Here is a 26,595-nt window from a genome sequence, read left to right as displayed (position 1 = left end):
ATCACTTCGTCGCCCCGCGCGTGAAGCCGTTGTAGATGAACCGCTGGAGGAGCAGGAAGACGATCAGCGTCGGCAGGATGACGAGCACCGCGCCTGCCGAGATCGTCTCCCAGTGGGCCCCGAACGGTCCCTTGAAGCGGAACAGCGACGTCGAGATCACGCCAAGATCCTCGGACGGGAGATAGAGGAAGGGGATGTAGAAGTCGTTGTAGACGGTGATCCCCTTGACGATCACGACGGTCGCGATGGCGGGCCTGAGCAGCGGGAAGATGATCTTCCGGTAGATCGTGAAGGCGTTCGCGCCCTCCACCCGGGCCGCCTCGTCCAGCGAGATGGGGATGGACCGGATGAACTGGAGGAAGATGTAGATCGACACGATGTCGGTGCCCATGTAGAGCAGGACCGGCGCCCACAGGCTGTCGAACATGCCGAGGCTGTTGACGATCTGGAAGGTCGCCACCTGGGTGGTGACGCCCGGCACCAGCGCGGCCACCAGGAACAGCGCCAGCACCAGCTTCTTCATGCGGAACGCGAAGCGGTCGATCGCGTACGCCGCCATCGACCCGATCAGCACCGTGCCGCCGATGGCGAACAGCAGCACGAAGGCGGTGTTGCCGAAGGCCAGCAGCATCCGGCCGTCCTGGAACGCGGTCACGTAGTTGTCGAGGTTGAACGGGTCGTCCGGCAGGGCCAGCGCGCCCGAGCCGTCGGCCATCTCGCCGGACGTCTTCAGCGAGGTCAGCAGGACGACGGTGAGGGGCAGCAGGACGACCAGCGCGGCGCCCGCCAGGGACAGGTACACCAGGGCGCGGGTCACGGCTCGGCGGGTCATGCCGGCTCCGCCTTCCGGTCGGGGTCGTCGGGGACCAGACGCCGCTGCACCCAGGTCACCGCCAGCACGATCAGCAGCAGGACTACGGCCGCCGCGGAGGCCAGGCCGGTCTTGTTGAACTGGAACGCCAGCTTCACCGTCTGGATCACGAAGGTCTCGGTGCCGGTCGCCCCGCCGGTCATGATGTACGGGATCTCGAAGACCGCCAGCGAGCCGGAGACCGACAGGATCACGGTCAGTCCGATCACCGGCCGGATACTCGGCGCGATGATGTACCGGAACTGCTGCCACCGGTTCGCCCCGTCCAGCTCGGCCGCCTCGTACAGCTCCCCCGGGATGGACTGGATGGCGCCCAGGAAGAGGACGAAGTTCAGTCCCGTGTAGCGCCACACCGACACCCCGGCGAGCGAGACGTTGGCCGACGTAGAGGTGCCGAGCCAGGCGCGGTCGCCGTCGTAGCCGAACAGGCTCAGCACCGAGTCGAGGGTGCCGCCGTCCTGGAAGAAGTAGAGGAAGACGAAACCGATCGCCACCCCGTTGATCAGGTACGGGAAGAACAGCACGCCCTTGAAGAAGTTCCGGAAGCGGATGTTGAAGCTCAGCACCGTCGCGAAGTAGAGCGCGGCGGTGATCTGGAGGACGGAGGCGGCGAGGTAGTAGCCGCTGACGAAGAAGACCCGGAAGAGGTCCTCGCGGGTGAAGATCTCGGTGTAGTTGCCGGCGCCGGTGAAGTGCAGTTCGGGGCTGACGCCGTCCCAGTCGGTGAAGCTGTACGCGATCATGTTGGCGATCGGCGCGTAGGTGAAGACGATCAGGAGGGTGAGCGGGGCGAGCAGGAACAGCCAGGGGGTCGGGGGCCGGCGGCGCCGGGCCCGGCGGGGCGGGACCCGGACCGGCGCGGACCTGAGCGCCGGTGCCGCCCCGCGGGTGGTGTCCGTCATCAGGAACCCGCCGTCCCGCGGGCCGTGTTCCACTTCTCGCTCAGTTCCTCGAAGAAGCCCGCCAGGTCGCCGTCGGCCGCGCCCCGGGCCAGGTCGACCAGGTCCTGGCGGTAGTCGGGCTGGTAGATGCCGACCTCGGAGGCGTTGTCGATGGCCTTGACCTCGGCGCCTTTGGTGTCGTCCAGGTCGATCAGCTTGACGCCCGCCTCCTGGTACGGCTTGAGCAGGTCGGGCAGCGGGGCGTCCTTGAGCGGGGAGAGTGCCAGGTTGGCCGCCGCGTAGCCGGACTTCTCGGTGAACCAGTCGATCCAGGCGCGGGCGGCCTCCTTGTGCGCGGAGTGCACGTTGACGGCCTGCTGGTAGTCGGGCGAGGTGACCGCGCAGAACGTGCCGTCCCGCTGTGCCGGGAACGGCATGAACCCGATGTCGGCCGGATCGGTGCCGGCCTGCTCGGCGGCCTGCCGCATCTGGATCACCGCCCAGGAGCCCAGCCACATGGTGGCGATCTCGCCCTTGGCCAGCTTCGGCTTGGAGCCCTCCCAGTTGGTGGTGGTCGGGTCCTTCTCGATCAGTCCGGACTCCACGATGTCGTGCAGCAGCGTGTCGCCCACCCGGAGGTCGGCGCCCTCGGCCCACGGATCACCCTCCGCCAGCCTGCTGGTCGCCCCGGTGTCACAGCCGACCGAGCCGTTGACGTTGGTCCACTGGGTCAGCGGCCACATGTCCTTGAAGTTGGTGTAGTACGGCACGGCGTCGGTCTTCGCCTTGACCGCCTTCAGGTCGGCGAGGAACTCGGCCGGCGAGGTGGGCCAGTCGGTGACGCCGGCCTGCCGCCAGACCCGCTTGTTGTAGACCATGCCCGGGACGACACCGATCGGGCTCTGCCCGTAGACCTTGCCGTCGACGGTCGAGTAGCCGGTGAAGCGGTACTTCGCCGACAGCTCGTCCTGGCTGCCCAGCGAGGCGAAGAAGCGGGGGTAGTCCTTCTTCTGCACCACGGCCGGGATCATCAGGACGTCGCCGTAGTCCTCCGTGTTCATCCGGATCTTGACCTCGCCCTCGTAGTCGGTGAGGCCGTCGAACTCGACCTTCACCTTGGGATGGGTCCGGCGGAACTCGGCTGCGTACTTCTTCATCGTCCCGTCCTGCACCAGGTCGGTCCGGTGGGTGAGGACGGTGATGGTCCCCTCGACGCTGCCCGGGTCGGCGGGCGCCCCGGCGTCCGCGCCCTCGGTACTTCCCCCGGTGCCCGTGCAGGCCGAGGCCAGCAGGGCGAGGACGGCGATCGATCCGGCGAGCACGTTGCGGCGGTTCATGGAGCCCCCTACGACGAGTGGTTGGCCGGTTCCGCACTCTGACAGCGCGTACTGAACCGGTAAAGTCCCGTTTCCGCCAACCGTGCTCAGGCAGTGTTCTGATCATGTGACCGTCGCTGTGAACCGGTTAAGGGAGTGTGCATGCTTCAGGCGACACCGCTCACCGAGGGATGGACCCTGTGTCACCCGGACGGCCCGCTGCCGGCCGCGGTGCCGGGCTGTGTGCACACCGATCTGCTGGCGGCGGGCCTGCTCCCGGACCCGTTCCTGGGCCGCAACGAGACCGAGGTGGCCTGGGTGGGCCGCCGGGAGTGGACGTACGAGCGCGCTCTCGACGCGGGCTCCGGGCCCGAGCAGAGCGACCTGGTCTTCGACGGGCTGGACACGGTCGCCGAGATCCTGCTGGACGGCCGGCCGCTGGGCCGGACCCGGAACATGCACCGCTCGCACCGCTTCGACGTCACCGGGCTGAGCGGGCGGCTCACCGTGCGGTTCGGCTCCGCCTACGCCGAGGCCGAGGCGGTGCGCGGCAAGGTGGGCGAGCGGCCGGCCGCGTACGCCGAGCCCTACCAGTACGTACGCAAGATGGCCTGCTCGTTCGGCTGGGACTGGGGGCCGACCCTGGTGACGGCCGGGATCTGGCGGCCGGTCCGGCTGGAGCACTGGTCGACTGCCCGGCTCGCCCGGGTCCGCCCCCTGGTCACCGTCGCGGACGGCACCGGCGACGTCGAACTGCGCGTCGACGTCGAGCGGACCCGCGTCGAGGCACCGCTGACCGTCGAGGCACGCGTCGCCGGCGTCACCGCCCGCGCGGACCTGGACGGCAGCCACGGCACGGTACGGCTGCGGGTGCCGGACGCGGAGCTGTGGTGGCCGCGCGGGTACGGCGAACAGCCGTTGTACGACGTTGAGTTGACGCTGCTGAACGGGGACGTCCCGCTGGACGTGTGGCGGCGCCGGATCGGGTTCCGGACCGTCGAGCTGGACACCTCCGCCGACGCGCACGGCACCGGATTCACCCTGGTCGTCAACGGCGAACGGCTGTTCGCGCGGGGCGTCAACTGGATCCCCGACGACGTGTTCCCGTCCCGGATCACCCGCGAGCGCTACCGGGAACGGCTGGCCCAGGCGGCCGGCGCCGGCGTGGACCTGGTCCGGATCTGGGGCGGCGGCATCTACGAGAGCGCGGACTTCTACGACGCCTGCGACGAACTGGGGCTGCTGGTCTGGCAGGACTTCCCGTTCGCCTGCGCGGCCTACCCCGAGGAGCAGCCGCTGCGCGGCGAGGTGGAGGCCGAGGCGCGGGAGAACGTCGTACGGCTGATGCCGCACCCCTCGCTGGTGCTGTGGAACGGCAACAACGAGAACCTGTGGGGGTTCCGGGACTGGGGCTGGGAGCCGCGGCTGGCCGGGGACTCCTGGGGCGAGGGGTACTACCTGGGGCTGCTGCCGCGGGTGGTCGCCGAGTTGGACCCGACCCGGCCGTACACCGCGGGCAGCCCCTGGTCCGGCTCCTGGGACCGGCACCCCAACGACCCGGCGCACGGCACCCACCACTCGTGGGAGGTGTGGAACCGGGCGGACTACTCGGCCTACCGCACCGACGTGCCGCGGTTCGTGGCCGAGTTCGGCTGGCAGGCGCCGCCCGCGTACGCCACGCTGCGGCGCGCGCTGCCCGGCGAGCCGCTCGCGGCGGACTCCCCCGGCATGCTGCACCACCAGAAGGCCGAGGACGGCAACGGCAAGCTGGAGCGCGGGCTGGCCCGGCACTTCACGCTGCCCGGCGCCGGCGAGTTCGACCGCTGGCACTACCTCACACAGGTCAACCAGGCCCGCGCGGTGGCGGCCGGAATCGAGCACTGGCGCGCGCACTGGCCGGTGTGCGCCGGGACGATCGTGTGGCAGCTGAACGACTGCTGGCCGGTCACCAGTTGGGCCGCGATCGACGGCGACGGCCGGGAGAAGCCGCTCTACCACGAGCTGCGGCGGCTGTACGCGGACCGGCTGCTGGCCCTCCGGGAGGGCGAGCTGTCCGTGGTGAACCAGGCCGCCGAGGAGTGGACCGGGACGGCGGTGCTGCGGCGGATGTCCGTCGAGGGGGCGGAGCTGGGGCGGGCCGAGGTGCCGTTCGCGGTGGCGCGGCGGGCGGTGGGCCACGTCCCCGTGCCCGGGGAGCTGGCACCCGCCGGTCCGAAGGAGTTCCTTGTCGCGGACGCGGACCGGCTGCGCGCCCTGCGCTTTCCCGCGCCCGACCGGGACATCGCGTACGTCCGCCCTCAGTACGACGTCGCGCTCGCGCCCGGCGGTGTCACGGTGACCGCCCGCACCCTGGTCCGGGACCTGCTGCTGCAGGCCGACCGGCTGGACCCGGCCGCGCGGGCCGACCGGGGGCTGGTCACCCTGCTCCCCGGCGAGAGCGTGACCATCGGCGTGCGCGGCTGGCGGGCTCCGGACGCGGACGCCGCCCGATCGGCCCTGTACTGCCTGGAGCCCGCTCAGTGACCAGCGGCTCCCGCGTCACCATCAAGGACGTCGCCGCCCGCGCCGGCGTGTCCAAAGGGGCCGTGTCCCTCGCCTTCAACCGGAAGCCGGGCCTGTCGGAGGCGACCCGGGACAAGATCTTCCGGGCCGCGCGGGAACTGGGCTGGGCGCCCGACGCGACCGCCCGGACACTGGCCGGATCGCGGGTGGACGTGGTGGGCCTCGCGATCTGCCGGCCCGCCCGGCTGCTCGGCCTGGAGCCGTTCTACATGGAGTTCGTCTCGGGCGTGGAGAGCGTCCTGACCGAACACTCCTGCTCACTGCTGCTGCGGCTGGTGCGCAGCGTCGAGGAGGAGGCCGGGCTCCTCGAGTCCTGGTGGCGGGGGCGGCGGATCGGCGGGGCGATACTCGTCGACCTCCGGGACGCGGACCCCCGGGTGGAGCCGGTGGCGCGGCTCGGCATCCCGGCGGTCGCGGTCGGGCACCCGGCGCTGACCGGCGGGCTCACCTCGGTGTGGACCGACGACGCCACCGCCGTCACCGAGGCGGTGCGGTATCTGGCGGCGCTCGGGCACCGGCGGATCGCCCGGGTCGGGGGTGCGGCGGCGCTCGGGCACACCTCGATCCGTACCGCCGCGTTCGAGGCGACGGCGCGGGCGCTGGGGCTGGCGGGGGCGCGGCAGGTGGCCACGGACTTCTCCGGGGACGCGGGGGCGCGGGCGACGCGGTCCCTGCTGGCGGCGCCGCCGGGAGAGCGGCCGACCGCGGTGGTGTTCGACAACGACATCATGGCGGTGGCGGGGCTGTCGGTGGCGGCGGAGATGGGGGTGCGGGTGCCGGAGGACGTGTCGTTGCTGGCGTGGGACGACTCCCAGCTGTGCCGGCTGACTCATCCGACGCTGTCGGCGATGAGTCATGACGTGCACGGGTTCGGGGCGGAGGTGGGGCGGACGCTGTTCGGGGTGATCGGCGGGACGGGCGGGGATTCCCATCCGGTGCCGACGCCGGTGCTGGTGCCGCGGGGGTCGACGGCGCCACCCGCTCCGGTGTGACGTGCGCCGCTGTACCCGCTGCGTTACTCGCAAGTAGCATGGGTTGAGCAAGCGCTCAGCGTCCCGCACCCTGGAGGAGAGCCATCGTGCCTCGTACCGTCAGGGACGTCGTCTTCGTCGACGGCGTCCGCACCCCGTTCGGCAAGGCGGGCCCGAAGGGCATTTACCACGAGACCCGCGCCGACGACCTGGTCGTCAAGGCGATCCGGGAGCTGCTGCGCCGCAACCCCGGGCTCGACCCCAAGAAGGTCGACGAGGTCGCCGTCGCCGCCACCACGCAGGTCGGTGACCAGGGACTGACCATCGGCCGGATGGCGGGCATCCTCGCGGGTCTGCCGCAGTCGGTGCCCGGTTACGCCATCGACCGGATGTGCGCGGGCGCGCTGACCGCCGTCACCACGGTGGCCGGTTCGGTCGCCTTCGGGGCGTACGACGTCGCCATCGCCGGCGGCGTCGAGCACATGGGCCGGCACCCGATGGGCGAGGGCGCGGACCCGAACCCGCGGTTCGTCTCGGAGAAGCTGGTCGACGAGTCCGCCCTGTTCATGGGCATGACCGCGGAGAACCTGCACGACCGCTACCCGGGCATCACCAAGCAGCGGGCCGACGAGTACGCCGTGCGCTCCCAGGAGAAGGCCGCCAAGGCGTACGCCAACGGCAAGATCCAGGCCGACCTGGTGCCGGTCTCGGTGCGGCGCACCAACCCGGACGCCGGGGAGACCGGCTGGGGCCTGGTCACCGCCGACGAGCCGATGCGGCCGGGCACCACGCTGGAGAACCTGGCCGGCCTCAAGACGCCGTTCCGGGTGCACGGCCGGGTCACCGCGGGCAACGCGGCCGGTCTGAACGACGGCGCCACCGCCTCGATCATCGCCAGCGAGGAGTTCGCCCGGGAGAACGGCCTGCCGGTCAAGATGCGGCTGGTCGCCTACTCCTTCGCGGGCGTCGAGCCGGAGGTGATGGGCTACGGCCCGATCCCGGCCACCGAGAAGGCGCTCGCGCAGGCCGGTCTGTCGATCGACGACATCGGTCTGTTCGAGATCAACGAGGCGTTCGCCGTCCAGGTGCTCGCCTTCCTGGAGCACTACGGCATCGCGGACGACGACGCGCGCGTCAACCAGTACGGCGGCGCCATCGCCTTCGGTCACCCGCTGGCCTCCTCCGGGGTCCGGCTGATGACCCAGCTGGCCCGGCAGTTCGAGGAGCAGCCGCAGGTCCGCTACGGCCTGACCACCATGTGCGTCGGCTTCGGCATGGGCGCCACGGTCATCTGGGAGAACCCGCACTTCGAGGGGGACAAGTGAGCACCACCGCTGAGCTGCTGAAGGGTGCGGCCGAGCTGTTCCCCGGCGAGGTCGTCACGCAGGCCCAGGTACGTCACTTCGACCTGCCGCTGGGGGCCGGGCGCTTCGCGCTGATCACCCTGGACAACGGTCACGACCACACCAAGCCGACCACGCTCGGCCCGCAGTCGCTGGCCAACATCGACGCGGCGATCGACCAGGTCGAGCAGGAGGCCGCGGCCGGCACCATCGTCGGCGTCGGCGTCACCGGCAAGCCGTTCGTCTTCGCGGTCGGCGCCGACCTCAAGGGCGTCGAGCTGCTGAAGCGGCACGAGGACGCGGTCGCCATCGGCAAGGGCGGCCACGACGTCTTCAAGCGGCTGTCCAAGCTGGCCGTGCCGACGTTCGCGTACTACAACGGCGCGGCGATGGGCGGCGGCGTCGAGATCGGCCTGCACTGCGCGTACCGCACGGTGTCGGCCGCGATCCCCGCGTTCTCGCTGCCCGAGGTCTTCCTCGGCCTGGTCCCCGGCTGGGGCGGCTGCACGCTGCTGCCGAACCTGATCGGCGCGGACAAGGCCGTCTCGGTCGTCATCGAGAACAGCCTGAACCAGAACCGGCAGCTCAAGGGCAAGCAGGTCTACGAGCTCGGCATCGCGGACGCCATCTTCGAGGGCGCCGACTTCCTGGAGCAGTCGCTGACCTGGACGGCGGCCGTCCTCAAGGGCGAGATCGCCGTGGAGCGCCCGGTCATCGACCGCGGCGAGGGCTGGGACCAGGCCGTCGCGCGCGGCCGGTTCGTCGCCGACGCCAAGGTGCACGGCGCGGCCCCGGCCGCCTACCGCGCCCTGGACATCATCGCCGCCGTCAAGGACGGCGACCTCCAGGCCGGTTACGACGCCGAGGACCAGGCCCTCGCGGACCTCATCATGAGCGGCGAACTGCGCGCCGGACTGTACGCGTTCAACCTGGTGCAGAAGCGTGCCAAGCGCCCGGCGGGGGCGCCGGACAAGTCGCTGGCCCGTCCGGTCACCAAGGTCGGCGTGGTCGGCGCCGGTCTGATGGCCTCGCAGCTCGCGCTGCTGTTCCTGCGCCGCCTGGAGGTGCCGGTCGTGCTGACCGACATCGACCAGGAGCGCGTCGACAAGGGTGTGGGTTACGTCCACGCCGAGATCGACAAGCTGCTCGGCAAGGGCCGGATCAACCAGGACCGGGCCAACCGGCTCAAGGCCCTGGTGACGGGTGTCCTGGACAAGGCCGAGGGCTTCGCGGACGCCGACTTCGTCATCGAGGCGGTGTTCGAGGAGATCGGCGTCAAGCAGCAGGTGTTCGCCGAGGTCGAGGCGGTGGCGCCCGCGCACGCGATCCTCGCCACCAACACCTCCTCGCTCTCCGTCTCCGAGATGGCGTCGAAGCTGAAGCACCCCGAGCGGGTCGTCGGCTTCCACTTCTTCAACCCGGTCGCGGTCCTCCCGCTCCTGGAGATCGTCCGGGGCGAGCAGACCGACGACGCCTCGCTGGCGACGGCGTTCGCGGTGGCCAGGAAGCTGAAGAAGACGGCCGTACTGGTCAAGGACGCCCCGGCGTTCGTCGTGAACCGCATCCTGACCCGCTTCATGGGCGAGATCCAGAACGTCATCGACGAGGGCACCCCGGTCGCGGTCGCCGAGAAGGCGGTCGAGCCGCTCGGCCTGCCGATGTCCCCGCTGGTCCTCCTGGAGCTGGTCGGCCCGGCGATCGGCCTGCACGTCTCGGAGACGCTCAACAAGGCGTTCCCGGACCGCTTCACCGTCTCCCCCAACCTCCGGGCGGTCGTCGAGGCGGGCAAGCGCGGCTTCTACGTCTACGACAGCGGCCGGCCGGAGCTGGACCCGGAGGTCGCCGCGCTGCTGAAGCAGGGCGGCTCCGTGCTGACCGAGGAGCAGGTCCGGGACCGGGTGCTGGACGCGGTCGCGCAGGAGATCGGGCTGATGCTCGACGAGGGCGTGGTCGCCGAGGCGCAGGACATCGACCTGTGCCTGATCACCGGTGCCGGCTGGCCCTTCCACCTGGGCGGCATCACGCCGTACCTGGACCGGGCGGGGGTCGCCGAGCGGGTGACCGGCAAGCCGTTCCTGGCACCGGGCGTGGCGAGCGTCCCGGCATAACCGGAGCAGGACCGGAACAGGGGGGAGAGAAGCCCAGCTTCTCTCCCCCCTGCTCAGAGCTTGGCCACCCGGGGATGGTCGGCGGTGGCCCTCCGGGTGTCGAACAGCAGCCGCGCGCGGTCGGCCAGCAGCGCCGGGTCGATCTCCCGGTGCGGCTGGAGCAGCACGGTCAGGTCGGCCGCCGCGGCGGCGTCCAGGTAGTCGTCGGCCCGTTCGACGCGGACGCCGCCGACCGACCACCCCTCGACGTGCGGGTCGAAGTAGCGCAGGTCGGCGCCCCGGGCCCGGAACCGCTCGGCCACCGCCAGGGCGGGGCTCTCCCGCTGGTCGGAGATGTCGGCCTTGTAGGTGACGCCGAGCAGCAGCACGCGGGCGCCGCGCACCGCCTTGCCCACGTCGTTCAGCAACTCGGCCGCCCGGTCCACGACATGCGCCGGCATCCGCTGGTTGATCTCCTGCGCCAGCTCCACGAACCGGAACGGGATGCCCAGCGACCGCACCTTGTAGGAAAGGTAGTTGGGGTCGATCGGGATGCAGTGGCCGCCGACGCCGGGGCCGGGGTGGAAGGGCGCGAAGCCGAACGGCTTGGTGGCGGCGCAGCGGATCGCGTCCCACAGGTCGACGCCGATCTCCCGGCAGAACATCGACATCTCGTTGACCAGCGCGATGTTGACGTGCCGGTAGGTGTTTTCCAGCAGCTTGGCCATCTCGGCCTCCCGGGTGCCCTTGGCCTCCACCACCCGGGTCACGAACCGCTCGTACAGGGCGCGGGCGGTCTTGGTGCAGTCGGGGGTGACGCCGCCGACCACCTTGGGGGTGTTCTCCAGGCCGTAGGCGGGGTTGCCCGGGTCGATCCGCTCCGGGGAGAAGGCCAGGTGGAAGTCGACGCCGGCGCGCAGCCCGGCGGCCTCCAGGCGCGGCCGTACCACCTCCTCGGTGGTGCCGGGGTAGGTCGTGGACTCCAGCACCACCAGGGTCCCCGGCCGCAGGTGGGCGGCGACGTCGGCGACGGCCGCGCGCACCGCGCCGAGGTCCGGGGCGCCGTGCGCGGTGAGCGGGGTCGGTACGCAGATCACCACGGCGGCGGCACCGGCGATCACCTCGGGCTCGGTGACGGCCGTGAACCCCCGCGCGCGCATCTCCCGCACGTCGGCGCCGGAGATGTCGTCCACGTGCGACCGGCCGGCGTTCAGTCCCGCGACGACGTCCGCGCGCCGGTCGAGACCGGTCACCCGCAGCCCGGCCGCGGTGGCCGCGCGGGCCAGCGGCAGCCCGACGTAGCCGAGTCCGATGACGACAAGGTCCGTACTCATCATCCACGCCCCGAAGAGTGCGACAAACGGGATATATGGCATGAACTGTACGGTTGGTCCAGCCGTAACCCGGTCCCCTCCGGCCGCGTGTCCCCCGGCCCTCAGACCTCCTGCCAGGCCGTCAGCGCGAGCCCCGGCTCGTCCTTGCGGCGGGTCAGCAGCAGCCGCCCGCCGGACGGCGAGAGGGTCACCGCGACCACTCGGTCCGCCTCGTCCACGGCGAGGGCGAGTTCGGCGTCGCCGGCGAGCGCCGGCCCGGACTCGGCCCACCAGGCGCCCGCCGTCTCCTGCTCGGTCGGATAGGCCGCGAAGGCCACCCGCCCACCGGCCGACCGCTGCCCCAGCAGCGTGCAGTCGTGCCCCGCTATGACACAGCGCACGGCGGCGACCGGGCCGGGCCCCGCGGCGGCGACCAGCGCGCCGGGCGTCCCGCCGGGCCGCCAGGCGCACAGGTCACCGGAGGAGTCGTCGGTGAAGAACAGGGTGGTGTGCCCGGCGGAGGTGGCCAGCGCCCGGAGCGTGCCGGGCCGCACCGCCGCCGCGACGCTGTCGCCGAGGACCGGCCGCGCGCCGGGCTTCTCCTGCCGCCAGTGCAGCAGTACGCCGTCGGCGGCGGCGTACGCCTCGACGAGGCCGGACTCCCCCGTGACGGCGGCGGGTTCCTCCTGGAGCCCCGCTGCGCCGAGCTCCCGCCACGGCTCCCAGCCGCCCTTCTCCTTCTGGATCCGCACGCTCAGCCCGCCGGCCGCGTTCCGGACGAAGAGGTGGGCGCGGCCCTGCGCGTCGACCGCGACGGCGGGCGTGCCGGTGCGGGCGCCCTTCTGGTCCGGGTGGCCGACCGGGCTCCAGTCCAGCGGGGCGAGCCGGGGTTGGTAGTGGGTGGAGTGCACCAGGCCGGACTGGCCCCGGCCGGTGGGCCGCCACGCGACCAGATGGGCGTACCGGTCCGCGCCGACGCCGACCGCGAGGCCGGGGCGCAGCTTCTGGTCGCCGCCGATCCGGCGCGGCGCCTCCCAGGGACCGTCGGGCCCCAGCTCGGCCCGGCACAGGACCGCGTCGCCGGACGGCAGATAGACGCAGAGGCGGCCGTCACGGCCGCGCAGGAGCCAGTCGCCGTTCACCAGTTCACTTTATGCGGCGCCGTCCGGACCCCGCCGTGCGACCCTGGCGCAATGGACGACAACGCCCCCCTGCTCGTGATCGTCGACGCCGCGAACGTGGTCGGATCGGTGCCCGACGGCTGGTGGCGGGACCGGCGCGGCGCCGCCGAGCGGCTGCGCGACCGGCTGGCGGCGGACGGGGTACCGGGCCGTCCCGGCCCGGTGGAGCTCGTGCTGGTCGTCGAGGGCGCGGCCCGCGGCGTGGCGTCGGTGCCCGGCGTGGCGGTGACGGACGCGCCCGGCAGCGGCGACGACCACATGGTCGACCTGGTGGCGCGGGCCGGTGACCGCCCCGTCCTGGTGGTCACGGCGGACCGGGAACTGCGGCGCCGGGTGGCGGAGTTGGGGGCCGAGGTGGCGGGGCCGCGCACGGTACGGCCGGCGGGCTGAGCCGCCGGCCGCTCATCTCACCCTGACGTACAGCACCGCCCCGTCGACCGTCTCCCGCTCCGCGTACCGGGCCGCCAGCAGCCGCCGCAGGGCCGGTACCCGCTCCGGTGCGTACGGGGCGCCCCGGGAGTCGTCGACGATCAGGGCGGGCGGGTGGGCGGTGGTCGTGCGGTGGAAGGCGGCCCAGGCGCCCGGGACGGCGTACTGGGCGCCGACCCGGGCGCCCGCCCGGCCGCCGCTGTAGTTGGTGAGGAGGCCGGCGGTGAGGTGCGGGCCGGCGGGGGTGCGGCCGGCCAGCCAGTACGTCTCCGGATGCATGCCCCAGACCAGCACGCGGTCCTCGGGGGCGGTGGTGCGGGCCACCGCGTCGGCCAGCCGCCGGGAGTGGTCGAGCCAGGTGCGCGGCGCGAGCAGGCCCCAGGTGACGAACAGCGCGCAGCAGCAGGCCGTGGTGAGCAGCGCCCGGCTCGTGCGGGCGGGCGGCAGGGTGCTGAGCGCGGCCGTCGCCAGCAGGGTCAGCGGCGGCAGCAGCTGGAGGTAGTAGTGGCCGAAGAAGTGCAGGCCGGTGCCGACCGCGGCGGCCGACGCGGCGAGCCACAGCCAGAGGTCGGCGCGGCCCGGCGTGCGGTGCCGTAGCAGCGGCGGCAGGGCGGCGCAGGCGACGGCGAGGATCGCCGCGTTGCCCAGCGCGCGCAGGACCACGTGCGTCCAGGAGCCGGAGAAGGACGCGTAGGCGGTCGAGCCGGTGACGGTCCAGAAGAGGAAACCGGACGGATCGGTGGCCAGGGCGGCGGCCAGTACCGGGAGCAGTGCCCCGGCGGCCAGCCGGAGCAGCGGGCCGCGGCGGGCGCCGCACAGCCACAGCACCGGCAGCAGCACCGCCGCGCCGGTCTGCTTGGCGAGGAAGGCGCAGCCGACGGCGGCCCCGGCGGCACCCCAGCGGCGGCGGTCGGCGCAGTACAGGGCGGCGGCGGTGCCCGGCAATATGAAGATCTCGAAGGTCGCGGCCTGGGCGTCCTCGGGGTTGAGGCCGATGGACAGCAGGAGGTAGAGGACGCCCGCGGTGCGTCCGGACCGGTCGCCCCAGCGGCCGCGGGCCAGCGCGGCGAGCAGGGCGGCGGTGGCGAGCTGGGCGAGTACGGCCAGGACGCGGACCGCCGCCAGCGACCCGGAGCCGGTCAGCGCGAACGCGGCCTCGTACAGCCACGGCACCAGCGGCGGCTTGCGGTCGACGACCGTCTCGTAGAGCCGGCCGCCGGCCGCGAGCAGCCGGGCCTGTACGGCGAGGTAGCCCTCGTCGGGGTTCCACAGCGGGCGGGCGAAGGACGGGACGCGGGTGACCCAGGCCAGGAGCGCCAGCGGCGGGAGCAGGCGGATCCAGTAGCCGTTCCCGGTGCGCGGTGCGGAAACGGGGGCCAAGGTGCGCATAGCGGCACATTAGTGGCACCGTGGCCCCGCGCGGCTACCGGTTGCCGCTCTCCGCCTCGCCGCGGGCCAGCCTGCTGTGGGTGCGGCCGTAGAGGAAGTAGACGACCACGCCGATCGCCATCCAGATCACGAACCGCAGCCAGGTCTCGGCGGGCAGGTTGAGCATCAGCCACAGCGAGGCCGCCACGGACACGATCGGCAGCACCGGCACCAGCGGGGTGCGGAAGGCGCGGGGCAGGTCGGGGCGGGTGCGGCGCAGGATGATCACGCTGAAGGCGACGATCACGAAGGCGAAGAGGGTGCCGATGTTCACCAGCTCGGCGAGTTCGCTCAGGGAGGTGAAGCCCGCGACGATCGCGATGATGACACCGAGCAGGATCGTCGGACGGTACGGGGTCTTGAACCTGGGGTGGACCCGGGAGAAGAAGCGGGGCAGCAGGCCGTCGCGGCTCATCGCGAAGAAGACCCGGGTCTGGCCGAGCAGCAGGATCATGCAGACGGTGGTCAGGCCGACCGCCGCGCCGAAGCTGATCACGCCGGAGAAGAAGGGGTGTCCGGTGGCCTTGAAGGCGTCGGCGAGCGGGGCGTCCACCGACAGCTCGCTGTAGTGCTGCATGCCGGTGACCACGATGGACACGGCGACGTACAGGACGGTGCAGATCAGCAGCGAACCGAGGATGCCCCGGGGCATGTCGCGCTGCGGGTTCCTGGTCTCCTCGGCGGCCGTGGCGACGATGTCGAAGCCGATGAAGGCGAAGAAGACGATGGACGCGGCGGTGAAGATGCCCATCACGCCGAAGTTGGCCGGTGCCCAGCCGAACATCAGCTGGATCAGCGGCGAGTGCAGACCGCTGCCTGCCTCCACCGGCTGCGACTTGGGGATGAACGGGTCGTAGTTGGCGCCCTTGACGAAGAACGCCCCGGCGATGATGACCACCAGGACGACGGCCACCTTGATGGCGACGACGACCGAGGTGATCCGCGCGGAGAGCTTCATGCCGAGGACCAGGATGGCGGTCAGCACCAGGACCAGGGCGGCGGAGAGGATGTCGAAGCCGAAGCCGTCGGCGCCGTCCCGGCCGCCGAGGTAGTCCGGGAAGTGCCAGCCGGCGTTGTCCAGCAGCGAGCGGATGTACCCGGACCAGCCGACGGCCACCACCGCCGTGCCGAGCGCGAACTCCAGCACCAGGTCCCAGCCGATGATCCAGGCCGGCAGCTCGCCCAGCGAGGCGTAGGAGAAGGTGTACGCCGATCCGGCCACCGGCACCGTGGACGCGAACTCGGCGTAGCAGAGGGCGGCCAGCGCGCAGACCACGCCGGCCACGACGAAGGCGAGCGCGGTGGCCGGCCCGGCGTTGTTCTTCGCCACCGTGCCGGTCAGCACGAAGATGCCGGTGCCGATGACGACGCCGACCCCGAAGACGGTCAGGTCGAGCGCCGACAGGGATTTCTTGAGGGCGTGCTCGGGTTCCTCGGTGTCCTGGATGGACTGCTCGATCTTCTTCGTCCGGAAGAGGGTGCTGCTCACGGGACCTCCCACGCTTGTCGCCCTCGACATGATCGAGAGGGGGCGCGGTACGTGTGCCCCGGCGCGCGTGCGTTCACGCAAACGGACCGGTGCCGCCACCGCATCGGGTGGCGGCACCGGTCCGTCGGAGCGGTCCGGGCGGGTCAGTCCCGGGTGGCTTCCATCGCTTCGGCGGTGGCCTGGTCGTACCGGCCGTCCAGCTTGGCGACCAGGCCGGTGACCTGGCGGGCGATGTCCGGCGCGGTCAGGCCGATCTCGGCGAGCACCTCGGCGCGGGAGGCGTGGTCGAGGAAGCGCGGCGGGATGCCGAAGTCGCGCAGCGGTACGTCGACGCCCGCGTCCCGCAGGGCCTGGGCGATCGCGGAGCCGACGCCGCCGACCCGGGAGTTGTCCTCCACGGTGACGACGACCCGGTGCCGCTCGGCGAGCGGGGCCAGGGCCTCGTCGACCGGTTTGACCCAGCGGGGGTCGACGACGGTGGTGCTGATGCCCTGCTGGTTCAGCAGGCCGGCGATCTCCAGGCACATCGGGGCCAGCGCGCCGACCGAGACCAGCAGGACGTCGGGGGTGCCGGTGCCGGCCTCGCGCAGGACGTCCATGGAGCCGACGCGGCCGACGGCGGGGACGGCGGGGCCGACGGCGCCCTTGGAGAAGCGGACCACGGTCGGCGCGTCGTCGACGGCGACCGCCTCGCGGAGCTGGGCGCGGACCTGGTCGGCGTCGCGCGGTGCGGCGAGCCGGAGGCCGGGGACCACCTGGAGGATCGACATGTCCCACATGCCGTTGTGCGAGGCGCCGTCGGTGCCGGTGATGCCGGCCCGGTCCAGCACGAAGGTCACGCCGCACTTGTGCAGGGCCACGTCCATCAGGACCTGGTCGAAGGCCCGGTTGAGGAAGGTGGCGTAGACGGCGAAGACCGGGTGCAGGCCGCCGTGGGCGAGACCGGCCGCGGAGACGGCGGCGTGCTGCTCCGCGATACCGACGTCGTACACCCGTTCGGGGAAGCGTTTGGCGAACTTGTCCAGGCCGACCGGCTGGAGCATCGCGGCGGTGATCGCGACGATGTCCGCGCGCTCCTCGCCGAGCTCGACCATCTCCGCGCCGAAGACGGAGGTCCAGTCGGCGCCGGAGGTGGCGATCGGCAGACCGGTGTCGGGGTGGATCTTGCCGACGGCGTGGAAGCGGTCGGCCTCGTCGGCCAGCGCCGGCTGGTAGCCGCGGCCCTTCTCGGTGAGGCAGTGCACGATGACCGGGCCGCCGAACCGCTTGGCGCGGGTCAGCGCCGACTCCAGGGCCTCGATGTCGTGGCCGTCGATCGGGCCGACGTACTTCAGGCCGAGGTCCTCGAACATGCCCTGCGGGGCGATGAAGTCCTTCAGGCCCTTCTTGGCGCCGTGCAGGGTGTCGTAGAGCGGGCGGCCGACGACCGGGGTGCGCTCCAGGAGGTCCTTGCCGCGGGCCAGGAAGCGCTCGTAGCCGTCGGTGGTGCGCAGGGTCGCGAGGTGGTTGGCGAGGCCGCCGATGGTGGGGGCGTAGGAGCGCTCGTTGTCGTTCACCACGATGACCAGTGGGCGGTCCTTGGCGGCGGCGATGTTGTTCAGCGCCTCCCAGGCCATGCCGCCGGTCAGCGCGCCGTCGCCGATGACCGCGGCGACGTGCCGGTCCAGGCCCTGGATCTGGTTGGCCTTGGCGATGCCGTCGGCCCAGCCGAGCACGGTGGAGGCGTGGCTGTTCTCGATGACGTCGTGCTCGGACTCGGCCTGCGCCGGGTAGCCGGACAGGCCGCCCTTCATCTTCAGCTTGGAGAAGTCCTGTCGGCCGGTGAGCAGCTTGTGCACGTAGGACTGGTGGCCGGTGTCGAAGAGCACCTTGTCGCGGGGCGAGTCGAAGACGCGGTGCAGGGCGATGGTGAGCTCCACCACGCCGAGGTTCGGGCCGAGGTGGCCGCCGGTCTTGGAGACGGCGTCGACGAGGAAGGTCCGGATCTCCTCGGCCAGCCGGTCCAGCTCTTCCAGGCTGAGCCGGTCCAGATCGCGCGGTCCCCTGATGCGGGTCAGCAGCGGCACCCGTGCCTCCTTGCAGTAGAGCTGTTGCCGGGCCTGTCGAGTCTAATGTTCCGCTCCGGCGCTACGACTCCGGGCGGTGCGGCGTACGTCACGCGTTCGGCCCTACCCCGCGCGCGCCCCACCTATGACACGGCTGTACCCGCTACGACTGTTCGCACCGGGCAGCTGGGAAGTCGCCCCCCGCCCCGGCGGAGACGAACCCGACCGCTGACCCGCCCCCGGACGCGGCTGCGCCGGAAACGCCAGCAATACCCGGCACAGCCCCCCGCGACAGCGGACGGATACCCCGGGCCCGCCGCCCACGAAGAGCACCCCACCCGACACGGGAGTCACACGCCCCGCCCCGGCGGGGACGAACCCGACCGCCGGCCCGCCCCGGACGCGGCTGTGCCCGGTACCGCCATTGGTACCGGGCACAGGCTTCTTCAGAGGCGGCGGCAGCGTCAGGCGCGGCCGGCCGTCTTCTGGGTCTTGCGGGTCACCGCGTCGATGACGACCGTGGCCAGCAGCACGCCACCGGTGATCATGTACTGGACCGGGGAGGCGATGCCCTCCAGGGCCAGGCCGTACTGGATGGAGACGATGACCATCACACCGAGCAGCGCGTCCCAGGTGCGGCCGCGGCCGCCGAACAGGGAGGTGCCGCCGATCACGGCCGCGGCGATGACGTTCATCAGGAACTCACCGGTGCCCGCGCCCTGGTTGGCGGAGGCGATCTTCGAGGCGACGAACAGGCCGCCGATCGCGGCGAAGGTGCCGGCGATCGCGAAGACCGAGATCCGGATCAGCTCCACGTTGATGCCGGCCCGGCGGGACGCCTCGACGCTGCCGCCGAGCGCGAACACCTTGCGGCCGTAGGCGGTGCGGCGCAGCACGAAGTCGGTGAGCAGCAGGAACGCCAGGAAGACCACCACGGCCAGCGGCAGGCCCTTGTACTGGTTGAAGACGATCGCCACGATGAAGGCGAGCACCGCCAGCAGCACCGTGCGCACGATGATCTCGCTCAGCGGCCGGGACGGCACCCCGGCGGCCTCGCGGCGGCGGTTGCCGAAGAACGCGGAGAGGAAGTACCCCGCGGTCACCACGACCGCCAGGCCGTAGGCGGCGGCCACGTCACTGAAGTAGTAGCTGGTCAGATTGACGACGATGCCGTCCGCGTCCAGGTTGATGGTGCCGTTGTCACCGAGGATGCGGAGCATGAAGCCCTGCCAGAACAGCAGGCCGGCCAGGGTGACGGCGAACGCCGGGACGCCGATGCGGGCGAAGACGAAGCCGTGGATCGCGCCGGCCACCGTGCCGGTGAGGATCGACAGCACCAGGGCCAGGATCTCGTTCATGCCGTGGGTGACGTTCATCACCGCGAAGGCGGCGCCCGCCACACCGCTGACCGAGCCGACCGACAGGTCGATCTCGCCGAGCAGCAGGACGAAGACGATACCGACGGCGATCATGCCGGTGCCGACCATGGCGACCGACATGTCGGAGAAGTTGCCGGCGGTGAGGAAGTTGGAGTTCAGGCTGGTGAAGATGATCCAGATGACCAGCAGACCGACGACGACCGGTATGGACCCGAGGTCACCGGCCTTCATCTTGCGCTTGAACTCGTTCCAGTAGCCCGCGAAGCCCTGTTCGCGCACCAGCAGGCGGGGGTCGACCGCGGGGACCGCCGCGGCGGCGGTCTTCTCCGCCGGCTCGGTGACCGGGGCGGGGGTCTTGTCGATGCTCACTTCTGGATCTCCCCATTGGTGCGCGCCGCACGACGGGTCACGGCGTTGTCCGTGGCGCCGGTGATGGCGGAGATGATCTCTTCCTGGGAGGTCGACTTGACCTCGAAGATGCCGTTGTTGCGGCCGAGCCGCAGCACCGCGACCTTGTCCGCGACCGCCTTCACATCGGCCATGTTGTGGCTGATGAGGATGACGGCGTGGCCGCGCTCGCGCAGCCGCTCGACCAGGTCGAGGACCTGCGCGGTCTGCTCCACGCCGAGGGCCGCGGTGGGCTCGTCGAGGATGACCAGCTTGGGCTCGCCGAGCATGGAGCGGGCGATCGCCACCACCTGGCGCTGACCGCCGGAGAGCGAGGCGATCGGGATGCGGACGCTGGGGATGCGGATGGAGAGGGTGTCCAGCAGCTCACGGCTGCGGCGCTCCATCTCCACCTCGTCCAGGACGCCGCGCTTGCGGATCTCCCGGCCGAGGTACAGGTTGCCGACGACATCGATGTTGTCGCACAGCGCGAGGTCCTGGTACACGGTCGCGATGCCCAGGCTCTGGGCGTCGTGCGGCCGGTTGATGGTGACGGCCTTGCCGTCCCACTCGATGGCGCCCTCGTCGATGGGGTGCACGCCGGCGATCGTCTTGACCAGCGTGGACTTTCCGGCACCGTTGTCGCCGACCAGGGCGACCACTTCACCGGCGTGGACCTCAAGCTCTACGTCGGTGAGCGCCTGGACGGCACCGAACCGCTTGGAGACCCCGCGCAACGCCAGCACGGGCGTAGCGGACACAAGAACCAACTCCTTCGCCGCCTGACCCGGCGGGAGGTTGTGCAGAAGATTTTGGGGGGGGTGGCGGGAGATACCCGCGGGTGGTCCGTCCGGCGCCCCGCCTAGCTTGCGGGGCTGGTGGGTGCGGGGCGCCGGAGGATCTGGGGCAGCCGGTCCCGTGCGCGTGGCACGCGGTACGGGGCGGGGGCCGCTTAGCTCAGGCCGGCCGACTTGCAGGCCGAGGCGTACTTGCCGGCGCAGATCTCGTCGACCGTGTAGAAACCTTCCTTCACCACGGTCTCCTTGATGTTGTCCTTGGTCAGCGAGACGACCGGGACGAGGACGGTGGGGACGTCCTTGGTGGTGGCGCTGCTGGCCTTGCTGGTGGCGATGGAGTCGAGCGACTCGCCCTTGGCGAGGGCGACGGCCATCTCGCCCGCGGTGGCCGCCTCCTGCGGGTAGGACTTGTAGACGCTCATGTACTGCTCGCCGGTGAGGATCCGCTGCACGCCGTTGAGCTCGGCGTCCTGGCCGGTGACCGGGACGTCGTCGATGCCGGCCGCCTTCAGGGCGGTGATGATGCCGCCCGCCATGCCGTCGTTGGCGGAGTAGACGCCGATGATCTTGTCCTTGCCCAGGGCGGAGATGGCGCCCTCCATGTTGGCGTTGGCGTTCTCCGGCTTCCACTCCTTGGTGTCGTAGGAGCGGCCGATGTTCACCTTGCCCTTGAGGACGGACAGCGCGCCCTCCTTGAACTGGGCGGCGTTCGGGTCGGTGGAGGAACCGTTCATCATGACGATCTGGCCGCTCTTGGCCTTGTCGCCCAGCGCCTCCAGAAGTGCCTCGCCCTGGGTCTTGCCGACGGTCACGTTGTCGAACGAGGTGTAGGCGTCGATCGGGCCCTCGGCCAGGCGGTCGTAGGCGACGACCGGGATGCCGGCCTGCTTGGCCTTGGTGATCGAACCGGCGATGGCCTTGGAGTCCACCGCGTCGACGATGAGCACGTCGACCTTGTTGGTCACCATGGTGTCGACCTGCTGCGCCTGCTGGCTGGCGTCCTGCTTGGCGTTGGCGTAGATGACCTCGCCCTTGTTGTTCGTGAGCTCCTTGACCTTCTTCTCGATCAAGGGCTTGTCGAACTTCTCGTACCGAGCGGTCTGGTTCTCCGGCAGGAGCAGGCCGACCTTGATGGCGTCGCCCTTGCTGCTGGAGTCGTCCGACGAGTCGGCGTTGTCGCCGGACTCCTTGGCGCTGCCACAGGCGGCGAGCGAGACGGCCATCGCGGTGGCGGCTACGGCAACGGCGGCACGACGCATACGCGTGTTCACTTCAGAAACCTCCCTGACGAGGCCGCGTCGTTGCGGCCGAGGTGGCTGGAAGTCAACTCGGCCATACGTGCGACGTCAAGAAGTAAATCCTTAACGAGATGGCAACGGTGCCATCCGTTCTCTAAGTGAAGACGGGGGTGGCAGCGGGCAGAGTGCCGGCCGCGCTTCCGTCCAGAAGGGTCGAATCACCCATCTCGCTCAGTGCCAGGGCAAGGGCGCCCAGCACCTCGGCCCGGCCGCCAAGTGCCCCGGGGAGCACCGAGAGTTGGCGGCCGGCGCTGGGGATGGCGTAGCGGCCCACGGACTCCCGGATGGGGCCGAGGACCAGCTCGCCCGCCTCGGCCAGATCGCCGCCGAGGACGACCCGGCTGGGGTTGAGCAGATTGCACAGGTTGGCGACCCCGCTGCCGATGTGCCGGCCGACGTCGGCCACCACCCGGCGGCACCCCGGGTCGCCGTCCCGGGCCATCCGTACCACGCCTTCCATGGTCAGGCCGGTGCCGTGACTCGATCTGAGCAGCGGCAGCACGTACCGCGCGGCGGTGAAGGTCTCCAGGCAGCCGCGGTTGCCGCAGCGGCAGACCGGGCCGGACTCGTCGAGGGTGATGTGCCCGATCTCACCCGCCGTGCCGCCGGGGCCCCGGTAGATCTTGCCGTCGATCACCAGGCCGGCGCCGACACCGCTGGCGACCTTGATGTACGCCAGGTCCCGCACCCCCCGGCCGCTGCCCCAGACCAGCTCGCCGAGGGCGCCGAGGTTGGCGTCGTTGTCCACGTGCACGGGCACGCCGAGCCGCCCCCGCAGCTCCTCGGCGGGCCGGGTGCCGCTCCAGCCGGGCAGGATCGCGGTCGAGCCGAGCGTGCCGGACTCCACGTCGATCGGGCCGGGCACGCCGAGGCCCACCCCGGCGATCTTGCTCCGGTCCACGCCGGTCGCCACGATCAGCCGGCTGACCAGCTGCTCGGCCCGGTCGAAGCCCTGCGCCGAGGACGCGTCCACGTCCAGCGGCTCGGACTCCTCGGCCAGCACCTGGTGGGCGAGGTTGCCGACGGCGACCCGTAGATGGGTGTGGCCGAAGTCGACGCCGATGACGATGCCGGCGTCGCCGCTCAGCGAGACGCTGCGGGCCCGCCGGCCGCCCGCCGAGGTGGGCGTGACCTCGACGGTCCCGCCGTCCTTCAGTTCCCGGACGATGTTGGAGACCGTGGCCGCGGACAGCCCTGTGGTCCTCGCGATCTCCGCCTGCGTGAGCGACCCGGCCAGTCGTACCGCTCGTACGACCCTCTCCAGGTTGGCTCGGTGCAGCGACGACTGCGACCCCGGAGTCTCCACGACGACCTCCTGCGCGCGGGACCGCAGCGATGAGGCCCCGTCCATGTCCAACTAGTGAACTCTAAGCTGAGCTGTTCGGGTCGCCTCCCGTCAAGAGGTTGAACCGCATCCGGGTAACCGGCGGGCATCGGACCGGCCGCCCCCGGCCGGTCCGGGAGCGGTGGGCGGGACTGCTCGCGGATTACTTCAGGGCCCCCGCCGTCAGTCCCTGCACCACCTGCCGCTGGAAGAGGACGTACGCCGCCAGCACCGGCAGCATCGCCATCACCAGGCCCGCGAACAGGCCCGACCAGTCGCCCTTGTACCCCTGGCTGACCGCGAGCTGCACCAGGCCCTGGGTCAGGACGTGCTTGTCCGGATCGGTGTTCAGCACGGTCGGCAGCATGTACTGGTTCCACTGCCCCAGGAAGTTGAAGATGCCGACGCTGATCAGCCCCGGCTTGGCCATCGGCAGCATGACCTGGAAGAACGTCCGGGTGTGCGAGGCCCCGTCGACGAACGCCGCCTCCGCCACCGAGGTCGGCAGGGTGCGGAAGAACGCGGTCAGGAAGAACACCGTGAACGGCAGCGAGTAGGCGATGTAGACCAGGATCAGCCCGTGGATGGTGTTCAGCAGCCCCATGTTGTCCACCACGTAGAACAGCGGGACCAGGGCGAGCATGATCGGGAAGCTCATGCCGCCGACGAACAGGAAGTAGACGAACCGGTTGCCGGGGAAGTCGAACCGGGCCAGCACATAGGCGGCCATCGAGCCGAGCACCAGGGTGCCGATGAGTGAACCGCCCACCACCAGGACGGTGTTGAGGAAGTAGTCGCTCATGTGCGCCTGGGTCCAGGCCCGCGACCAGTTGTCGAAGTGCAGGGTGTCCGGCAGCGACCAGGGCGAGCCGAAGATCGAGGCGTCGTCCTTGAAGGACGTCATCACCGCCCACAGCAGCGGCAGCACCACCATGATCGCCCAGATGACGAGGATGCCGTGGGAGAAGACGTTGAGGGCACCGCCCTGCTTCTTCGGCTTCGCGGGGGCGGGAGTGTCGGTCGTCTTCATGCGTTCAGTACTCCAGCCGCTCGCGCCGGCCCAGCCGCATCACCACGGCCGCGAAGGCCAGGGTGACCACGAGCAGGGCGACGCCGATGGTGGTGGCGTAGGCGGCCTGACCGTCCCGGAACGCCTTCTGGTACACGTACAGGACCATCACGGTGGTCGAGTAGTCGGGGCCGCCGGGTCCGACCGTCATGATCTGTACGACGGCGAAGGACTCGGCGCCGAGCGCGAGGATGCCCATGTAGACCCAGCCGGACTGCACGGTGTCCCACAGCAGCGGCAGGGTCACCCGGGAGAACGTGGTGAAGCGGGTGGCCCCGTCCAGCAGCGCCGCCTCGTACAGCTCCGCCGGGATGGAGGCCATGCCGGCCGAGAAGAGGACCACGAAGAAGCCGACCGTGGACCAGACCAGTACCGCCATCACGGCCCACAGCGCCAGGTTCGGGTCGCCCAGCCACAACGGCTGGAGTCCGTCGAGTCCCACCCCGCGCAGCAGCGAGTTGATCGCGCCGCTGTCCGGGTTGTACGCGAACTGGAAGAGCAGCGCGACGATCGCGATGGACAGCACCTGCGGGAAGAAGTAGACGATCTTGTAGAAGGCGGAGCCGCGGACGCCGGAGATCACCGGGCCGCCCTTCCGCTTCCGGCCGCCCACGTTGATCATGAAGGAGAGGAACAGCGCGAGGCCGAGTGTCACCAGGGGGACCAGCAGCGCGAAGAGCACGCTGTGCCACAGCGACTTCCAGAAGATGTCGTCGTCGAGCATCCGGGAGTAGTTGTCGAAGCCGACCATCTTGAATTCGGGACTCAGTCCCGTCCAGTCGGTGAACGAGTAGTAGATGGACTGGACGAACGGCCAGATGACGAAGAGTGCGTAGATTCCCAGCGGCAGCGCCAGGAATCCCACGATGAACCGGTACTTGCCGTGCTGCATTGCCTTCTCGACCCCGATCCGGCGTCCTACTGGTGCTTGTAGTGCTCGATCGACGAGTCCTTGGCCGCGTCGTCGGCGTAGCCCTGGATCTTCTTGATGGCCTCGGCCGGGGTGAGCCGGCCGGCCATCATCTCGCCGAGGCCGCCGACGCCGATCTGCTCCTTCTGGAGCTTGACGTACCAGTCCTGGAGGCGCGGGTTGACCACGTTGTCGCCGGCCAGTTCCAGCGCGGCGACGCCCGACTTGAGGCCCGGGGTGAGTTCGATGCCGTCGGTGCCGCCGTCGAAGGCGGTCAGCGACTTCACCTTGGCGGTGAAGTTCTTCGAGGACGCCTCGCTGAGCATGATGCGCAGCTGCTCCATGCCGCCGGTGCCGTTCTTGGCCTTGGCGGGGACGATGAACGGCTCGCCGCCGGACGCCCAGATGGTGCCGAACGGCAGTTTGTCGGAGTCGTCGAGTCCGGTGGGGGCGGAGACGGCGAGGTCGAAGTCGGCCGGGATGACGTTGGCCGACTCGTTCTCCACCCAGGAGCCGTTGGGCAGGAAGAGGGCGTCGCCCTTGGCCCACGCGGTCTGCGACTGGATGTGGTCCAGGCCGGGGGTGCCCTTGAGGACGTACCCCTTCTGGTACAGCTCGTAGTACGCCTCGAAACACGCCTTGACGGCCGGGTGCTTCCAGGCGTTCGGCTCCAGGTTGTCGATGGCGTCCAGGACTTCGGTGCCGCCGACCTTGCCGATCATCGGGTAGAGCGAGAAGGGAAGGTAGTACGGGTACTTGCCCGCGTACGTCCAGCCCGCCATGCCCTTCTTCTTCGCCTTCGCGCAGACCGCGAGCATCTCGTCCCAGGTCTTCGGGTATTCGGCGTCCAGCGAGTCCAGTGCCTTCTGCGAATACCAGACGCCGTACACCGTGTAGGCGTAGTAGAAGATCCAGACCTTTTCGCCGTTGAACTGGCCCATTTCCACGATGCCGGGGCGCAGCGTGTCGCGGACCTTCTTGTCCGGGTCGTCGTAGGAGGGCGCGTCGAGCAGCGGGGTGAGGTCGGCGAGCTGCTTCTTGCTGACCAGTACGCCCATGTCCATCTGTTCCGCACCGGAGTTGTCGATGAGGTCGGGCGGGGTGCCCTGGTTGAACCGGGGCTGGAGGGTGGACTGGATCTTCTGGGTGGCGGAGAACTTCACGGTCGCGTCGGGGAAGTTCTTCTCGTAGATCTTCACCGCGTCCTCGGCGTACTCCTTGCCGAAGCCGCCGTCGAAGAGGACGAATTCCAGCTGGGCGCTGTTGTTCACACCCAGCGGGTTCTTGGCGGTCTTCTCCCCCGCCTCCGCCTTGTCCTGGTCGTCACCGCCGCCACCGCTGGCGCAGGCGGACAGGAAACTCATCGTGGGGACGGCGATCAGGCCGAGCGCGGCGGACCGTTTGATCAGGTCGCGGCGGCCGACGCCCGCGCTACCGGTACCGGTGTTCTCGGCGGAAGTGGATCCCATTGCTCAAGTCCTCGCCTTCTCCAGGACTCAGGCGGTGAACCGGAGA

General features: G+C 70.8%; 20 protein-coding genes. 5 read left to right on the top strand and 15 right to left on the bottom strand.

Translation table 11 applies throughout. The annotated features are described in order from the left end of the window. Position 1 precedes the first annotated feature (1 nt). The 3 genes from AB0G32_RS19855 to AB0G32_RS19845 are packed head-to-tail and all read right to left on the bottom strand — an operon-like array spanning position 2 to position 3,089. The gene (locus tag AB0G32_RS19855) at positions 2 to 832 is read right to left on the bottom strand and encodes a carbohydrate ABC transporter permease (protein ID WP_361164428.1); all 831 of its coding nucleotides are present in this window, start codon (positions 830 to 832) and stop codon (positions 2 to 4) included. Next, on the bottom strand, positions 829 to 1,773 hold the full coding sequence (locus AB0G32_RS19850; RefSeq protein ID WP_361164425.1) for a sugar ABC transporter permease: 945 nt from the start codon (positions 1,771 to 1,773) through the stop codon (positions 829 to 831). The genes AB0G32_RS19855 and AB0G32_RS19850 overlap by 4 nt, the downstream gene beginning before the upstream one ends. Then, positions 1,773 to 3,089: an ABC transporter substrate-binding protein gene (locus tag AB0G32_RS19845; protein ID WP_361164422.1), complete on the bottom strand. Its 1,317-nt coding sequence runs from the start codon at positions 3,087 to 3,089 to the stop codon at positions 1,773 to 1,775. Before AB0G32_RS19845 ends, AB0G32_RS19850 begins: the two co-directional genes overlap by 1 nt. A 141-nt stretch (positions 3,090 to 3,230) precedes the next feature. On the opposite strand from AB0G32_RS19845, the gene AB0G32_RS19840 reads away from it, so the two are divergent. The 4 genes from AB0G32_RS19840 (at position 3,231) to AB0G32_RS19825 (ending at position 10,052) form a co-directional block, all read left to right on the top strand. Further along, a complete protein-coding gene (locus tag AB0G32_RS19840) occupies positions 3,231 to 5,591 on the top strand; it encodes a glycoside hydrolase family 2 protein (protein ID WP_361164419.1) in 2,361 nt (786 codons plus the stop codon). Continuing rightward, on the top strand, positions 5,588 to 6,622 hold the full coding sequence (locus tag AB0G32_RS19835) for a LacI family DNA-binding transcriptional regulator (protein WP_361164416.1): 1,035 nt from the start codon (positions 5,588 to 5,590) through the stop codon (positions 6,620 to 6,622). The genes AB0G32_RS19840 and AB0G32_RS19835 overlap by 4 nt, the downstream gene beginning before the upstream one ends. A gap of 86 nt (positions 6,623 to 6,708) precedes the next feature. Beyond that, positions 6,709 to 7,926, top strand: coding sequence for an acetyl-CoA C-acyltransferase (locus AB0G32_RS19830; RefSeq protein WP_361164413.1), 1,218 nt, complete (start codon positions 6,709 to 6,711; stop codon positions 7,924 to 7,926). Further along, complete coding sequence (locus tag AB0G32_RS19825; protein ID WP_361164410.1) at positions 7,923 to 10,052, top strand: 3-hydroxyacyl-CoA dehydrogenase NAD-binding domain-containing protein; 2,130 nt, start codon at positions 7,923 to 7,925, stop codon at positions 10,050 to 10,052. Before AB0G32_RS19830 ends, AB0G32_RS19825 begins: the two co-directional genes overlap by 4 nt. A 53-nt stretch (positions 10,053 to 10,105) precedes the next feature. Here the strand turns inward: AB0G32_RS19825 and AB0G32_RS19820 are convergent, their stop codons facing one another. Continuing rightward, positions 10,106 to 11,365: a nucleotide sugar dehydrogenase gene (locus AB0G32_RS19820; protein ID WP_361164407.1), complete on the bottom strand. Its 1,260-nt coding sequence runs from the start codon at positions 11,363 to 11,365 to the stop codon at positions 10,106 to 10,108. Between the two features lie 101 nt (positions 11,366 to 11,466). Further along, positions 11,467 to 12,486 (bottom strand): hypothetical protein, encoded by a 1,020-nt coding sequence (locus tag AB0G32_RS19815; protein ID WP_361164404.1) that lies wholly within the window; start codon positions 12,484 to 12,486, stop codon positions 11,467 to 11,469. A gap of 51 nt (positions 12,487 to 12,537) precedes the next feature. Here AB0G32_RS19815 and AB0G32_RS19810 point away from each other — a divergent pair, with 51 nt between their 5' ends. Further along, the gene (locus AB0G32_RS19810) at positions 12,538 to 12,915 is read left to right on the top strand and encodes an NTP pyrophosphohydrolase (protein ID WP_361164401.1); all 378 of its coding nucleotides are present in this window, start codon (positions 12,538 to 12,540) and stop codon (positions 12,913 to 12,915) included. 12 nt (positions 12,916 to 12,927) lie between these two features. Here the strand turns inward: AB0G32_RS19810 and AB0G32_RS19805 are convergent, their stop codons facing one another. The 10 genes from AB0G32_RS19805 to ngcE all read right to left on the bottom strand — a co-directional run bounded on the left by AB0G32_RS19805 (position 12,928) and on the right by ngcE (position 26,549). After that, on the bottom strand, positions 12,928 to 14,343 hold the full coding sequence (locus AB0G32_RS19805; RefSeq protein ID WP_361164399.1) for a glycosyltransferase family 39 protein: 1,416 nt from the start codon (positions 14,341 to 14,343) through the stop codon (positions 12,928 to 12,930). A gap of 34 nt (positions 14,344 to 14,377) precedes the next feature. Continuing rightward, complete coding sequence (locus tag AB0G32_RS19800; RefSeq protein ID WP_361164396.1) at positions 14,378 to 15,871, bottom strand: amino acid permease; 1,494 nt, start codon at positions 15,869 to 15,871, stop codon at positions 14,378 to 14,380. A gap of 143 nt (positions 15,872 to 16,014) precedes the next feature. After that, positions 16,015 to 17,937 (bottom strand): 1-deoxy-D-xylulose-5-phosphate synthase, encoded by a 1,923-nt coding sequence (dxs, locus tag AB0G32_RS19795; RefSeq protein WP_361164393.1) that lies wholly within the window; start codon positions 17,935 to 17,937, stop codon positions 16,015 to 16,017. Between the two features lie 443 nt (positions 17,938 to 18,380). Further along, positions 18,381 to 19,664, bottom strand: coding sequence for a sugar ABC transporter permease (locus tag AB0G32_RS19790; protein ID WP_361164390.1), 1,284 nt, complete (start codon positions 19,662 to 19,664; stop codon positions 18,381 to 18,383). Next, on the bottom strand, positions 19,661 to 20,452 hold the full coding sequence (locus tag AB0G32_RS19785) for an ATP-binding cassette domain-containing protein (RefSeq protein ID WP_361164387.1): 792 nt from the start codon (positions 20,450 to 20,452) through the stop codon (positions 19,661 to 19,663). Before AB0G32_RS19785 ends, AB0G32_RS19790 begins: the two co-directional genes overlap by 4 nt. Positions 20,453 to 20,634: 182 nt before the next feature. Next, a complete protein-coding gene (locus AB0G32_RS19780; protein WP_361164591.1) occupies positions 20,635 to 21,738 on the bottom strand; it encodes a sugar ABC transporter substrate-binding protein in 1,104 nt (367 codons plus the stop codon). Positions 21,739 to 21,871: 133 nt separating this feature from the next. After that, on the bottom strand, positions 21,872 to 23,083 hold the full coding sequence (locus tag AB0G32_RS19775; RefSeq protein ID WP_361164588.1) for an ROK family transcriptional regulator: 1,212 nt from the start codon (positions 23,081 to 23,083) through the stop codon (positions 21,872 to 21,874). A gap of 181 nt (positions 23,084 to 23,264) precedes the next feature. Beyond that, positions 23,265 to 24,131: a carbohydrate ABC transporter permease gene (locus tag AB0G32_RS19770; RefSeq protein WP_361164384.1), complete on the bottom strand. Its 867-nt coding sequence runs from the start codon at positions 24,129 to 24,131 to the stop codon at positions 23,265 to 23,267. Positions 24,132 to 24,135: 4 nt separating this feature from the next. Further along, complete coding sequence (locus AB0G32_RS19765) at positions 24,136 to 25,062, bottom strand: sugar ABC transporter permease (protein ID WP_361164381.1); 927 nt, start codon at positions 25,060 to 25,062, stop codon at positions 24,136 to 24,138. 26 nt (positions 25,063 to 25,088) lie between these two features. Beyond that, complete coding sequence (gene ngcE / locus AB0G32_RS19760) at positions 25,089 to 26,549, bottom strand: N-acetylglucosamine/diacetylchitobiose ABC transporter substrate-binding protein (protein ID WP_361164378.1); 1,461 nt, start codon at positions 26,547 to 26,549, stop codon at positions 25,089 to 25,091. Positions 26,550 to 26,595: the final 46 nt, after the last annotated feature.

It is taken from the genome of Streptomyces sp. NPDC023723 (assembly GCF_040639815.1).
Lineage (GTDB): Bacteria > Actinomycetota > Actinomycetes > Streptomycetales > Streptomycetaceae > Streptomyces.
This window is presented reverse-complemented; position numbering and strand designations above follow the sequence as displayed.

Coding starts and splice junctions, on each gene's coding strand:
- AB0G32_RS19855 (WP_361164428.1), bottom strand. CDS start 832: ATGACCCGCCGAGCCGTGACCCGCGCCCTGGTGTACCTGTCCCTGGCG.
- AB0G32_RS19850 (WP_361164425.1), bottom strand. CDS start 1,773: ATGACGGACACCACCCGCGGGGCGGCACCGGCGCTCAGGTCCGCGCCG.
- AB0G32_RS19845 (WP_361164422.1), bottom strand. CDS start 3,089: ATGAACCGCCGCAACGTGCTCGCCGGATCGATCGCCGTCCTCGCCCTG.
- AB0G32_RS19840 (WP_361164419.1), top strand. CDS start 3,231: ATGCTTCAGGCGACACCGCTCACCGAGGGATGGACCCTGTGTCACCCG.
- AB0G32_RS19820 (WP_361164407.1), bottom strand. CDS start 11,365: ATGAGTACGGACCTTGTCGTCATCGGACTCGGCTACGTCGGGCTGCCG.
- AB0G32_RS19810 (WP_361164401.1), top strand. CDS start 12,538: ATGGACGACAACGCCCCCCTGCTCGTGATCGTCGACGCCGCGAACGTG.
- AB0G32_RS19805 (WP_361164399.1), bottom strand. CDS start 14,343: ATGCGCACCTTGGCCCCCGTTTCCGCACCGCGCACCGGGAACGGCTAC.
- AB0G32_RS19780 (WP_361164591.1), bottom strand. CDS start 21,738: ATGCGTCGTGCCGCCGTTGCCGTAGCCGCCACCGCGATGGCCGTCTCG.
- AB0G32_RS19770 (WP_361164384.1), bottom strand. CDS start 24,131: ATGAAGACGACCGACACTCCCGCCCCCGCGAAGCCGAAGAAGCAGGGC.
- AB0G32_RS19765 (WP_361164381.1), bottom strand. CDS start 25,062: ATGCAGCACGGCAAGTACCGGTTCATCGTGGGATTCCTGGCGCTGCCG.
- ngcE (WP_361164378.1), bottom strand. CDS start 26,549: ATGGGATCCACTTCCGCCGAGAACACCGGTACCGGTAGCGCGGGCGTC.